The 13,651-nt window shown below is 63.8% G+C and carries 8 protein-coding genes; 6 read left to right on the forward strand and 2 right to left on the reverse strand.

The window, feature by feature from the left end:
* Positions 1 to 8: 8 nt before the first annotated feature.
* Complete coding sequence (locus DKY63_RS30080) at positions 9 to 1,196, reverse strand: type II secretion system F family protein (RefSeq protein ID WP_110968015.1); 1,188 nt, start codon at positions 1,194 to 1,196, stop codon at positions 9 to 11.
* A 14-nt stretch (positions 1,197 to 1,210) separates the two neighbouring features.
* Positions 1,211 to 1,675, reverse strand: coding sequence for a type II secretion system major pseudopilin GspG (gene gspG, locus DKY63_RS30085; RefSeq protein ID WP_110967449.1), 465 nt, complete (start codon positions 1,673 to 1,675; stop codon positions 1,211 to 1,213).
* A 220-nt stretch (positions 1,676 to 1,895) separates the two neighbouring features.
* Between gspG and DKY63_RS30090 the strand changes: the two genes are divergently transcribed.
* The 6 genes from DKY63_RS30090 (at position 1,896) to DKY63_RS30120 (ending at position 13,643) form a co-directional block, all read left to right on the forward strand.
* A complete protein-coding gene (locus tag DKY63_RS30090) occupies positions 1,896 to 2,504 on the forward strand; it encodes a lytic transglycosylase domain-containing protein (RefSeq protein ID WP_110967450.1) in 609 nt (202 codons plus the stop codon).
* A gap of 205 nt (positions 2,505 to 2,709) precedes the next feature.
* Positions 2,710 to 8,538, forward strand: coding sequence for a manganese-oxidizing multicopper oxidase MnxG (gene mnxG / locus DKY63_RS30095; RefSeq protein WP_110967451.1), 5,829 nt, complete (start codon positions 2,710 to 2,712; stop codon positions 8,536 to 8,538).
* A gap of 296 nt (positions 8,539 to 8,834) precedes the next feature.
* Complete coding sequence (locus DKY63_RS30105) at positions 8,835 to 10,787, forward strand: YncE family protein (RefSeq protein WP_110967453.1); 1,953 nt, start codon at positions 8,835 to 8,837, stop codon at positions 10,785 to 10,787.
* Between the two features lie 13 nt (positions 10,788 to 10,800).
* Entirely contained in the window at positions 10,801 to 11,457 is a 657-nt protein-coding gene (locus DKY63_RS30110; protein ID WP_110967454.1) for an SCO family protein, read from the forward strand.
* The gene (locus DKY63_RS30115) at positions 11,454 to 12,083 is read left to right on the forward strand and encodes an SCO family protein (RefSeq protein WP_110967455.1); all 630 of its coding nucleotides are present in this window, start codon (positions 11,454 to 11,456) and stop codon (positions 12,081 to 12,083) included. Before DKY63_RS30110 ends, DKY63_RS30115 begins: the two co-directional genes overlap by 4 nt.
* 9 nt (positions 12,084 to 12,092) lie before the next feature.
* The gene (locus DKY63_RS30120; RefSeq protein WP_110967456.1) at positions 12,093 to 13,643 is read left to right on the forward strand and encodes a cytochrome c/ABC transporter substrate-binding protein; all 1,551 of its coding nucleotides are present in this window, start codon (positions 12,093 to 12,095) and stop codon (positions 13,641 to 13,643) included.
* Positions 13,644 to 13,651 lie beyond the last annotated feature (8 nt).

Below are 13,651 nucleotides of genomic sequence, written 5' to 3' on the forward strand. Positions count from 1 at the left end.
CAGCGGGGTCAGTGAATGCTCGAAGCCAGTTCGAAAATCGGGATGTACATCAGGATGACGATCACCCCGATGAGCAGGCCGATGAAGGTCATCAGCAGGGGTTCGAACAGCCGCACGAACCATTCGATCCAGCGGCTGATTTCTTCGTCGTAGAAGTCGGCGCTGCGCTCCATCATTTGCCCCAGGTTGCCGGACTGTTCACCGGCGCGCAGCAGGCGCAGGGACACCGGGGTCACCAGGTGATTGAGTTCCAGCGCGGCCGACAGCGATTGCCCTTCGCGCACCCGTTCGCAGGCCTGGTCCAGGCGCGCGCGGGAGGCGGGGGTCAGCAGGTTGCGCACCATGCCCATGGCGGTGACCAGGGGAATACCGCCTTGCAGCAGGATCCCCAGGGACCGGTAGAAGCGCGCCAGTTCGTACATGAAGATGCGCTGGTGGATCGCCGGGACTTTTTCGATCAGGCGATCCACTCCTCGGCGAAAGGACGGCTGGCGCTGAAGCAGGGCAATGCTGACGATGAAGGCCGCAAAGGCACCAAAGAACTCGCCCTGGTGAGCATGCAGGAACATGCCGCTGCTCATCAAAATCTGCGACAGCCACGGCAGGTTTTCGCCCAACCCTTCGAACACCAGGCTGAAGCGCGGCACCACATAGCCCATCAAAAACAGCACCACGCCGCCGCCGACGATCAGCAACAGCATGGGGTAGATCGAGGCGCTGACGATCTTCTGGCGAACCTCGTCCATGCGCTGGCGATAGCTGACATAGCGTCCCAGCGCGTCGCCCACGGCGCCGGTCTTTTCGCTGGACTGCACCAGCGCCACATACAGCGGCGGGAATACCGCCGACATCTGTCCCAGGGCCTGGGAAAACGATTTGCCTTCGTACAGCAGGCGCACCAGTTCGCTCAGGGTCTTGCGGGCCTGGGGCGCGCTTTCTTTTTCCGCGAGGCTTTCCAGCGCATCGATCAAAGGCAGACCGGCATTGAGCAGGGTGGTCAGTTCCTGGCTGAACAGCACCAGGTTGAACGTCTCGCGCTGCTTGAGGCCCATGGCCCGCCAATGTCGTTCGGCGCGCAGGCTGACCACCCGCAAGCCCTGGTCTTCGGCAATGCGCCGGGCTTCGCTATGACCGGGCGCTTCGACGGTCATGGAAACCACACCGGCCTTGCCGACTGCTTTGAGGTGAAAGCGCATGGTCGCCATTCTCGTCAATTCCAGTTGGTGACTTCGGCGTTTTCACCTTCGCCGCCGGCCTGTCCGTCCTTGCCCAGGGACAGCAGGTCGTACTCGCTGTGCTCGCCGGGGTAGCGGTAGGTGTAGGCGCGGCCCCATGGGTCCAGCGGCAGTTTTTTCTGCAGGTACGGGCCGGTCCAGTGGGCTTCATCGCTGGGCGCGGTGACCAGCGCCTGCAAGCCCTGTTCGGTCGATGGGTAATGACCGACTTCCAGGCGGTACAGGTCCAGGGCCTTGCCCAGGCCTTCTATTTGCGCCTTGGCCACTTTCACTTCGGAACGGCCCAGTTGCGCGAAGTACTTCGGCGCGACGATGCCGGCCAACAGCCCGAGCACCACCAGCACCACCAACAGTTCGAGCAGGGTGAACCCGCGCTGAGCTCGTGGTGAATGGACTTGTGCTGAACAAGCACGCGGGGCGAAAGACAGTCGCTGTTTCATGATGACCTCACTTAGTCGGCAGGAAGGGTCGCAGCTGATTTTTGTAATAGGGGCTTATGCAATTGCCATGCACAGCACCGACAAAGGCCGCAACGCCTTCCTGAACCCCACGTACTACGGCCCTTTGCGCTTTCGGCACAGTGCTTGCGTATGGCTGACAAACGACCGGTCACTGGGGCATTTGCCCCATTTTTCAGGATCGGGCAGGGGAGGTAGAACAATGAAAATTCTCACCGCGGGATTGCTCGGATTGACCTTGTTGGGCGGCAGCGTGCAGGCCGATGTCTTCATCTCGACAGACGCCAAAGGCAACTTGGTTCTTTCGAACGTTCACCGCCCCGGCCGCCATTACCAGAAGGTCATTCGCGAGCCCGAAGCCGCGGTGGTCAGCCTCGATCAGCAGCCACAGATGATTGCCGCCAGACCCTACGCCGAGCTGGTCTCGAAGGCGGCGGAGGCCAATCACCTGCCCGCGGCGTTGCTGCATGCGGTGATCCAGAACGAGTCCGGCTACAACCCCAGCGCGATGTCGCCCAAGGGTGCCGGTGGCCTGATGCAACTGATGCCCGACACCGCCCGCGAAATGGGCGTGACCAACGTCTACGACCCCAAGGCCAACATCCAGGGCGGCGCGCGCTACCTCAAGCGCCTGATGACGATGTTCGACAACGACATGGCCCTCGCCGTGGCCGCCTACAACGCCGGCCCCCAGGCCGTGCTCAGCCGTGGCGGCGTGATCCCGCCGTTCGCCGAAACCCAGCGTTATGTCCCCAGCGTGTTGAACCAGTACCGGCGCCTGCAAGGGCTGTCGGCGGACGCGCCGTTGTAAGTGAAAAAACGGGGCGGGTTTTCCCCAACATTGGGGCAAGGTAGCCCCGCCAAAAAAGTGGGGAAAAAGTGGGGAATTTCCCCCGATGAATTAAGTGGCAATCCTAACTATCTGAAAATCTTGTGAAATTTTTGTGGCATGCGGATTGCTCAAAAGTATTAGTCGAGAATTATTCCTGTGAGCCCCTACCTCGAGGCCCTTGATCATGATCGGGATACACCACGTTCCTACCATTGTCCCTTGGCTTTTATTGGCCGCCTCGGTGTTCGGCATCGAGTTTGCGGAAGCGGCGGCGCGTTGTGAGCGCAACCTAGTGGCCAACGTCGTGGCGCTGGACCAGCCGCTGATGTTCAACCGCCTGGGGGCACAGAACGTTAACGGCATGATGTACGCCCTGCGCCGGGATGTGGTCGACGATCGCAATGTCTCGCTGGCCCAGGGCGGCGCGGCGGTGCCGGGCAAGGTATCGCTGCGGCCCGACAAGCGCCCGCGTCCGCTGGTGCTGCGGGTCGCTGCCGGCGAATGCCTGACCATCAACCTGCAGAACCTTCTGGCCTATCAGGCCAACCCGGGCTCCCATGAAGGCGGTGAGGAAGAAGAAGGCGAGGAAGAAGGCATCAACGTTGGCAACAACGATCAATTCAAGGTCGACGAGCAAGTCGCCGACCGCCATGTCGGTTTTCAGGTCAACGGCCTGCAGGCCGTCAACAGCATCGATGACATCTCCTCGTTCACCGGGCGCAACGCCAACACCCTGATCCTGCCCGGCGCCACCCGTTCCTATACCTTGTACGCCGAACGCGAAGGCGTGTTCGCCGTCAGCAGCCGTGGCGCAACCTTCGGTGGCGAAGGCGCGGCCGGCAACGTCGCCAACGGCCTGTTCGGTCAAGTGGTGGTGTTGCCCAAGGGCGCTCGCAGTTATCGCAACACCGTGACCGAGGAAGAAATGCGCCTGGCCACCACCGGTCGCACCCCGGCCGGCCAGCCGATCGTCGACTACCAGGCGCGCTACCCGCAGCGCGAGCCGTGGATCCGTGAAGGCAAGGCCGGATCGATGATCATCAACATGGTCGACGGCAACGAAATCATCTCCAGCGAAAGCGATGCGATCGTGATGGGCAGCAATGCCGATGGCAGCTTCCCGGCCGCGACTTATCCGCTGGAAGCCGTGGGCAAACGCAACCCGGCGATCCCCAATCGCCTGGAACCGTTCCGCGATTTCGCCTCGCAATTCCAGGATGAGACCGCCGCGACCCAGGCCTTCCCGGCGTACTGGGCCGACCCGGTGATGGCCCATGTGCTGGAGCCGACCCGCGATTCGTTCATGATCAACTACGGTTCCGGTGGCATGGGCGCCGAGGTGGTCGCCAACCGCCTGGGCGTGGGGCCGATGCACGATTGCCTGTCCTGCGCCTATGAAGAGTTCTTCCTCAGCTCCCACACCGTGGGCGACGTGGCGATGCTGGTGGACGTACCGGCCAACGCCGGCCTCGAAGGCATTACCCCAGGCCAGGTGCCGAGGGCCGATCAGATCGGAGTCAAGGCGACCATGGCGCTGTACCCGTCGGAGCCCTCCAACGTCAACCACAGCTACATCGGTGACTTCGTCAAATTCCGCAACACCCACAACGGCCACGAGCAGCACATCTTCCACCTGCACGGCCATCAGTGGCTGTTCAACCCCAACGACGACAACTCTGACTACGTGGACGCCCAAGGCATTGGCCCGGGCGCCGGCTACACCTATGAAATCGCCAACGGCGGCTCGGGCAACCGCAACCGGGTAGCGGGCGATGCGATCTATCACTGCCACTTCTATCCGCACTTCGCCCAGGGCATGTGGGCCATGTGGCGGGTGCACGACGTGTTCGAAGAAGGCACCAAACTCGAAGTTTCACAGCAGGGCGCCGACGGCTTCCACAGCGAACCTTATGCACTGCGCAGCGGTAAGCCTGCGACCGGCGCGCGGGCCTTGCCCGATGGCGAAATTGTCGCCGGTACACCCATCCCGGCAGTCGTTCCGCTGCCCGGCAAAGCCATGCCGCCGATGCCAGGCAAAGTCGTGGTCATCCCGAAAATCGGCGAAACCCTGGTGGCCGCCAATGACGATGATCACGAGGAAGAAGACGACGATGACGGCGAACACCACGGCAGTGGCTCGCAAGCCATCGGTTCGCTGGCGCTGGTCGATCGCAGCGAAGCCAACCGCAATGCCGACGGCAGCCTGAAAAACCCTGGTTATCCATTCTGGATCGGCGGCATGGAAACCTCCGTCGGCCAGCGCCCACCGACCCCGCCGCTGGACATGCTCGACGCCGCCAAGGCCCAGAGCCTCAAGGCCTCGGGCAAAGCCCTGTGGGCCAACCTCGACCCGAACCAGTCCGGTGGTTGGGACGGCGGATTGGGTCGTCATTCCCTGGACGGTTTCTCCGCCGGGGGCGAAGCCAACACTGTCACCACGTCCCTGGATTTCTCCAAGGAAGTGACCCGCGCCAAGCCGCTGTACCTGCCGGAAGAGGGCACCGAAGTCGAACAGGCGGCCATGGCCTTCCATGCCAAGAAAGACCACCCAAGCTATGCCTTGCTGCCGGGCAACCAGATCGTGGCGCGCAACTTCCGCACCAACGGCGCCTTGCCGGTGGCCGGTGCGCCGTACTACGAACCTTGCATGGATGACCGGCAAAAACGCCTGACCAGCAGTGCCGGCACAGGTGAGTTCAACAGCGGCGAGCGCATCGACGGCCTGTCGTTCACCGGCTCCTCGACCTTCACCGCCGACCGTCCACGGATCTACAAGGCGGCGAACATTCAGTTCGACGCGGTGTACAACAAGGTCGGCTACCACTTCCCGCAAGCACGCATTCTCGCGTTGTGGGAAGACGCCTGGCCGGTGATCACCAAGCAGCGTCCGCCAGAGCCGCTGGTGATGCGCATGAACACCTTCGACTGCGTTCAGTACCAGCAAACCAACCTGGTACCGGCCACCTATGAAATGGACGATTACCAGGTGCGTACGCCGACCGACGTGATCGGCCAGCACATCCACCTGCCGAAATGGGACCTGACCGCGGCCGACGGTTCGGCCAACGGCTGGAACTATGAAGACGGCGTGCTTTCTCCGGGTGCCGTACAAGAGCGCATCCACGCCATCCGCGAATACAACCAGTGCCAGGGCACCGACCCGCGCGACGGCACCCCGGCCTGTCCGAAAGCCAAGAACCATCCGTTCTTCGGCCAGTACGGCCGCGCCGACTGGGTCGGTGCGCGGACCGCCATGCAACGCTGGTTCGTCGACCCCGTGGTCAACAGCAAAGGCGTGGACCGTGGCCTGGGCACCATCTTTACCCACGACCACCTCGGCCCATCGACGCACCAGCAGATCGGCCTCTACGCCACCGTGCTGGCTGAACCTGCAGGTTCCACCTGGTTCCATGCCGAAACCGGCGAGCCGCTGTACAGCGGCGCGCGCCAGGACGGCGGGCCGACCTCATGGCAGGCGGTGATTTCCACCGGTGACCTGGACGGCGACGGCAAGAACGACAGCTTCCGCGAGTTCTTCCTCGAATACAGCGACTTCCAGCACGCCTATGAAGCCGGTGTGTACGTGGGCGCAGGTCCCAACGGCGTGCCTAATCCGCAAGCCTTCCCGGCCACCGCCGACAGCTTCCGCTATGCGATCAACCCGCCGGTGCGCAACAACGCCAGCAGCCTGCTCGACGGCATCCTGGAAGTACAGGGCGGCATGGTGCCCGGTTGCCCGACCCGGCCATGCCCACAGGCAATCTCGGTGGATGACCCGGGCATGTTCGTGGTCAATTACCGCAACGAACCGCTGGCCCTGCGGGTGTACGACCCGAACAAGGTCGGCCCGGACGGTAAGCGCGGCATGCAGGCCGACGGCCTGGGCGGCGACCTGGCCTACGCCATGCAAAGCCGTACCGACCGTGCGATCCCGGCGATGAACCTGGCGCCGAACCTGATCACTGCGGCCACCGGTCCCACCGGCGGCACCACGCTGTTCCCGCCCCACATCAACACCGGCGGCGCGGAAGCGGGCGATCCGTTCACCCCGATGCTGCGCACCTACACCGGTGACAACGTGCGGTTGCGGGTGCATGCCGGCGGCCACGAAGAGGAGCACAACGTCACCCTGCACGGCGTGAAATGGCTGCAAAGCGGTTCCGGTTTCGGCAACAGCTCCAACTCCGGCTGGCGCGCATCGCAGATGATCGGGATCTCCGAGCAGATGGGCTTCATTGCGCCGGTCTCGATGCTGTCCAGTTCGGCGGCGACCACGGGGGACTACCTGTACTCGATGGACGCTTCGATCGAAGGCTACTGGAGCGGGATCTGGGGCGTGATGCGCAACTACACCGCGCAACGCAACGACCTGTTCGCCTTGCCCAACAACGCCCGGCCGACCGGCATGCGCAACACCGTGGCGTTCGATGGCGTGTGCCCACGGATCGGCGCCAACCCTACCGGCATCGGCACCCGGCCAACCCCGCAGCGCAACTATGAAGTGGTGGCGGCGCTGGCCAACGACATCCTGACCAATCCGCTGGGCCTGACCATCGGCGATCCGGCCGGCATCGGCCAGCACGTGGGTGGACCGCTGAACCCGGCGGGCGGCACCCTGGTGCTCAACTCGCGCACGGTGAGCATTCCACAGGTCACCGTGACCGACCCCGAAGACGGTGAAACCATCACCATCGGCGGGCAAAGCGGGCCGCTGCACGACCCGACCGCGATCCTGTATGTGCGCAAGGCCGACCTCGACCCGACCACCGGCAAGCTCAAGCCTGGTGTGCCCGTCGAACCGCTGGTGTTGCGTGCGGCCGCCGGCGATTGCATCAACATCACCCTGGAAAACCGCCTGCCGAGCGTGATGCCGGACCTGACCCAGACTGCGGTGATGCAAGGCATGGTCAAGCGCGACCGCAACAGCGGCACCGGCTCGACCACCTTCAGCAACAACCTGATGCGGCCGTCGAGCCATGTGGGTCTGCATGCGCAATTGCTGGCGTACGACATCACCAAATCCGACGGCACCAACGTCGGTGCCAACCCGATCCAGACCGTGCCACCACGGGTCGGCAACAGCGGCGCTTACCCGACCCGTACCTACCAGTACTACGCCGGGCACCTGGAGCGTGAAGGCAAACCGATCACTCAACTGGGACGCAATGTCGACAACATCAACGCCACGGCGGTGGAGTTCGGCGGCCTGAACATCACCCCGGCGGACGTGATCAAGCAGTCGCAAAAAGGTTTGGCGGGGGCGATGAGCATCGTGCCGGCTGGCGCGACCTGGGTTGAAGATACCCGCAAGGTCAACGCCACTGTCACGGCGCCGGGGCAAACCGCCTACCGCGACTTTGCGATGGTCTGGCAGAAAGCCTTGAACACGCGCTGGGCCAACGGGCGGCCAGTGGAGGGGATTGCCGCGGAAGGTTTCGGCGTGCCGACTGATCCGCAAGACAACTCCAGCATGGCCATCAACTACCGGACCGAACCGCTGTGGTATCGCTTCGGCCTGGCCCCGGACGCGCCGTTCGGTCACGCCGCCGGCTCGGGCTACGGCGACATGACCAACGCGCACATGGCCTACAGCAACGCGCTGGTGGGCGGGGACCCGCAAACGCCAGTGCTGTACGCCAAACCGGGGCAGCCGTTCCGTACCCACATCCTGATGCCCACCGGCGGCAGTCGCGGCACCACCTTCCAGCTGGACGGGCATGTCTGGTCGGCCAACCCGTTCCTGTCGGAGAAGAGCGATACCGGTGGCTACCCGATGAGCAGCCCGGGCGTGGGCTCGGTGAAGTTCGGCTACAACCCGATGTCGATGTACATCGGCGCCCACGAAAGTGTGCTGCCGGCGGCGCACTTCAGCTTCATGTTGCCCAGCGCCGGGGGCGTGAACGCGATACCGGGGGACTACCTGTTCCGCGACTACGGGGCCTACGGAAACATCTCCGGGTTGTGGGGCTTGTTGCGGGTGACCAACGAGCCGGAACCGGCGCCGGTGCCGTAGGTGTAGGAGCAAGGCTTGCCCGCGATGGAGGCACCTCGGTTTTGTGGGGTGGCTGATGACGCTATCGCGAGCAAGCTTTGCTCCCACAGGGCAGAGGGAGGTCGTGCCTTTGTAGGAGCAAGGCTTGCCCGCGATGGGGGCACCTCGGTTTTGTGGGGTGGCTGATGAAGCTATCGCGAGCAAGCATTGCTCCCACAGGGTAGAGGGAGGTCGTGCTTTTGTAGGAGCAAGGCTTGCCCGCGATAGGAGCACCAAGGTTTAGAGGCAGGCACGGATCTTTAATGGAGTGTTTTGCAATGAACAGGACCATCAAATTCGCCAGCTGTGCGCTTGCCCTCGGGATGGCGTTGATCTGGCTGGGGGTATCGCGCACGACGCCGCCGACCCTGCTTGCCGACGTCGCGTTGCCCAACACCTGGACCGGCCAGACCCTTGAACGCGACGGCGTATCGGTGGCCCTCGAAGTGCGTCCGCTGGCCAAAGACGGTGTGCTGCGCGAAGGCGAATTTGCCGATGTGCGTTTCCGTGTCACCGACAAAGCCTCGGGCCAGCCCTTGGCGGGTGTGGCCCCCGGTGCCTGGGTGGATCCGGAAGTGACCGCCGCCGACCAGGCCCAGGGCCGCGACAAGAGCTGCAAGTCGCGGGTCAGCACCTTCCTGCGCTCGAACATCGGCGCACGACCGCTGCTCGACCTCAACAGCTACTTCCTGTTGGTGATGAACCGCGATGCCAGCGTCATGGTGGTCGATCCGTCGGTCTCGGTGGGCGGCATCACCAGCACCATGGCCCGGATCGACATCAAGCAACCGCCGATGGATTGGGTCACCCCAAGGGACAACAAGCGGGTCTTCGTCTCGATGCCGACTGCTGACGAAATTGCAGTGATCGACAGCGAACAATTCAAGGTGGTCGATTCGGTGGCGGCCGGAAGCAACCCGGTGCGCGTGGCCCTGCAACCGGATGAACGCCTGTTGTGGGTCGGCAACAACGCCAAGTCCGCCGAGCAATCCGGGGTCACAGTGATCGACAGCATCAGCCTCAAAACCCTCAAGCACCTGGCCACCGGCGCCGGTCACCACGAAATCGCCTTCAGCAAGGACAGCCGCTTTGCCTTCGTCACCAACCGTGATGACGGCACCCTGAGCATTATCGATATCGCCAGCCTGACTTTGATCAAGCAGCTCAAGACCGGTTCGAATCCGTTGTCGGTGGTCTACTCGCCGCTGTCCGGCGCCGCCTATGTGGCCGACGGCAGGGACGGCACGGTCACCGTGGTCGATGCCGCGAGCCAATCGGTGCGCCGGGTGATCAAGTTGAAACAGGGCCTGGGGCCGATGGGTTTCAGCGCCGACGGTCGCTTCGGCATCGTGCTCAACACCCTGGAGAATCAGGCCTCGGTGATCGACGCGGCCACCGACTCGCTGATCCATGACCTGGACGTCTCCGCCGAACCCTTTCAGGTGGTGTTCACCAAGGCTTACGCCTACGTTCGCGGGCTGGCGTCGTCCAAGGTGACGATGATCAACCTGGCGTCGCTGGGCGAAGGCCGCAAGCCGATTACCCAGGGTTTCGAGGCGGGCACCCAGGCGCCACGCCTGGCCGGCGACTTGCCACTGGCCTCGAGCCTGGCGGTGTCGCGGGATGAAAACTCGGTGTACGTGGTCAACCCGGTGGACAACACCACCTACTTCTACGCCGAAGGCATGAACGCACCGATGTCCGGCTACGCCAATCGCGGGCAAGTGGCGCGGGCGGCGATGGTCATCGACCGCAGCCTGCGCGAAGTCGAGCCAGGGCTGTACAGCGCGCGGATCAAGCTGCCGCCCGCCGGGCGTTTCGACGTGGCGTTCCTGCTCAATCAACCGAGCATCGTCCATTGCTTCAGCACCGTGGTGGAGGCGAGCAATACGCCTGTGAAAACCGCGGGCGTGCCGAAGGTGGAGTTCATGCTCGACAAGTCCACCGCAGCGCTGGGCAGCCCCTACACCGTGCGTTTTCGCATCGTCCAGGGCAAACACAAGGCTGCCCGCAGCGGGGTCAAGGACGTCCAGGTGCGCTACTTCCTGGCGCCCAGTTCACGGCCGCAACTGGTCACCGCGCGAGACGTCGGCGACGGCATCTATGAAGCCCCGGTCACCCTGGACCAGAAAGGCGCCTGGTACGTGCACGTACGTGCGCCGTCCCTGGGCGCGACCTTTGGCGAGCAGACATTTGCCAGCGTTCGGGTACTGCCCGAGCAAGCTCATTGAAGAGGACATCGACATGAACCGATTTGCACATCGTGGACTGCTGACATTCTGCCTGTTGGCCGTTGGTATCGGTCAGGCAATGGCTCACTCGGCGGATGAACACGCCGGCCATGACATGTCGACCAAAGGCGCCACCTCGGAGAGCGCTCAGGTCAAGTTCGCCGACGTGACGCTGGTGGACCAGAACGGCCAGAACGTCAGCCTGGAAAAAGACCTGGTGAGCAACAAGATCGTGGTCATGAGCTTCATCTACACCAGCTGCACCACGGTCTGCCCGGTGGTGTCGTCGATCATGGGCAAGGTCCAGCAGAAGCTGGGGGCACGGGTGGGCAAGGAAGTGCAGTTGGTGTCGATCAGCATCGATCCGCAGCGTGACGACGCCAAGCGCCTGAACGAGTACGCCCGCACCTTCCAGAAGGGGCCGGGCTGGAGCTGGCTCACCGGTACGCCGCAGTCGGTCAACGAAACCCTCAAGGGCCTGGGCAGTTTCAGCGGTGACTTCAAAAACCATCAACCGCTGATCCTGGTGGGCGATGGCAACAGTCGCCACTGGACCCGCTATTACGGCTTCACCGACCCTGCGGTACTCAGCCGCCAGGTCGAGAAACTCAGCGGCGAACGCAACGTCCACGCCAAGCACACAGCCATCGCCATGGAGCAGCAGCCATGAGGGCCCTGAACCGAATCACCCTGAGCCTGTGTCTGTGCCTGTTCGGTACGACGGCCTTCGCCCATGAAGGGCATGAACAGTCGGCGCCAGCGGTGGCTGCCGCGCCTGCGGCACAGCCGGCGGGCGGCACCCGTGATGCCAAAACCTGGTTCACCGACACGCCCCTGCGGGACCAGGACGGCAACACTCTGCGTTTCTACAGCGACGCCCTGCAGAACCGTGTGGTGCTGCTCAATGTGATTTTCACCAGTTGCAACGATGCCTGCCCGTTGATCACCCAGAAGCTCAAGCAAGTGCGTGAAGTGCTGGGCGACAAGGCGGACGACATCACCTTTATCTCCCTTACCAGTGATCCGCTGCGCGATACACCGGCGGTACTCAAGGCTTACACCTTGAAGCAGGGCGTCGATGGGCCCCACTGGCTTTTTCTTACCGGCGACAAGGCGCAAATGGACCTTGTATTGAGCCGCATCGGCCAGATCGTGCCGACTCCGGAGCAGCATTCGACCCAGTTGATCGTTGGCGATGTGGCCAACAAGCGCTGGAGCAAGATCCGTCCCGATGCCCCGGCCGCCGCCATTGCTCAGCGCTTGCAGTTGCTGACAATGCCCGTGGCCGGTCGCTGAGTTCGCGCCATGAAAAACGCCCTCATCCTCGGCCTGATGCTCCTCGCAAACGTTGTCCTGACGGCCCAGGCGCTGACGCTGAGCCCCAGCGAAAGTGCCGGCAAGCGGCTGTACCGCGAGGGTGTGTCGGCCAGCGGTGAGCCGATCATGGCGCGGATCGGGGCGGCGGGCATGTTGTTGCCGGCGACCAGCCTGCCGTGCGCCAACTGCCATGGCATCGATGGGCTCGGGCGACCTGAGGGCGGGGTGCGTCCGCCGGAGTTGAGCTGGTCGCGGCTGACCAGCACCTATGGCCAGCAACAGATCAATGGCCGCACGTACCCGGCCTACACCGAGAGCACGCTGGCCCGGGCGGTGCAGGAGGGGCGCGACCCGGCCAACAATCACCTGGACCCGGCGATGCCGCGCTTCGTGCTGTCGATGAGCGATCAGCGCAATCTCACCGCGTACCTCAAGCGCCTGGCCGATGACCGCGATCCGGGCCTGAGCCCCGAGAGCCTGCACCTGGGCACCTTGTTGCCAAGCACGGGAGAGTTGGGCGAGGAGGGTGCCACGGTGGCGGCGGTGCTGCGCGGCAGTGTGGCGCGCATCAATGAGGCGGGCGGGATTCATGGCCGGCAACTGCGCCTGACCATTCTCGATCCGGGGCCCGACCGGGCCAGCGCCGAGCAGGCACTCAATCAACTGATCGAACAGGAGCAGGTGTTCGCCCTGATTGCACCGCTGGTGCCGGCGCTGGATTCGGAACTGGCCTCGCGTCTGGAGCAGGCGGGCGTGCCACTGATCGGGCCATTGTCTTTGCAGGGTTCGGCCCAGGCCAGCCGGCAGATATTCGAGCCGCTGCCGGGCTTGCGTGAGCAGATGATCGCCCTGGCCAATTACGCCGCCGCCAGCCTGCGGGTGCTGCAGGGGCCGACGCTGATCGCCTACCCGGATGAACCCGGCCAGCGCGAGGCGGCGCAAAAGCTCGCCCAGTACCTGCAAGACCACGCCTGGCAGAAAGTGCACCTGCAAACCTATCAGTCGGCGCAGGACGACCTGCCCCTGGGCTCGCGCTCGGTGTTCTACCTGGGCAGCAGCAGTGGTTTCAGTCGTCTGGCCGAACGGTTGCAGACGGCGGGGCAGGTGCCTTACCTGTTCGCCGCATCTAACCAGGTGGCGGGCGATCTGCTGCAGGTGCCCAGCGGCTTTTCCCGGCGGGTGTTCCTGGCGTATCCGTTCGTGCCCGGCGACTGGACCCAGGCCGGACGCATGGCCCTGGCCCAGTTGCGCGAAAAGCAGCGTCTGGGCGGCGAACACGCGGTGCTGCAGGTGGGCGCGTACAGCTCGATGATGCTGCTCAGCGAAGGCATGAAGCAGGCCGGGCGCGACGCCAGCCGGGAAAAACTGGTGAACGCCCTTGAAAACCTGCACAACTTCGACACCGGCCTGACGCCGCTGATCAGCTTCGGCCCGGGTCGTCGCCTGGGTTTGAGTGGCGCGCACGTGGTCACCGTGGACTTGCCCGACCAGCGTTTCTATCTGGTCGCCCCTTACAAACCCCTTACCGCCATGCCTTGACCGGAGGT

The sequence above is a fragment of the Pseudomonas putida genome, assembly GCF_003228315.1.
In the GTDB taxonomy this organism is placed as follows: Bacteria; Pseudomonadota; Gammaproteobacteria; order Pseudomonadales; family Pseudomonadaceae; genus Aquipseudomonas; species Aquipseudomonas putida_S.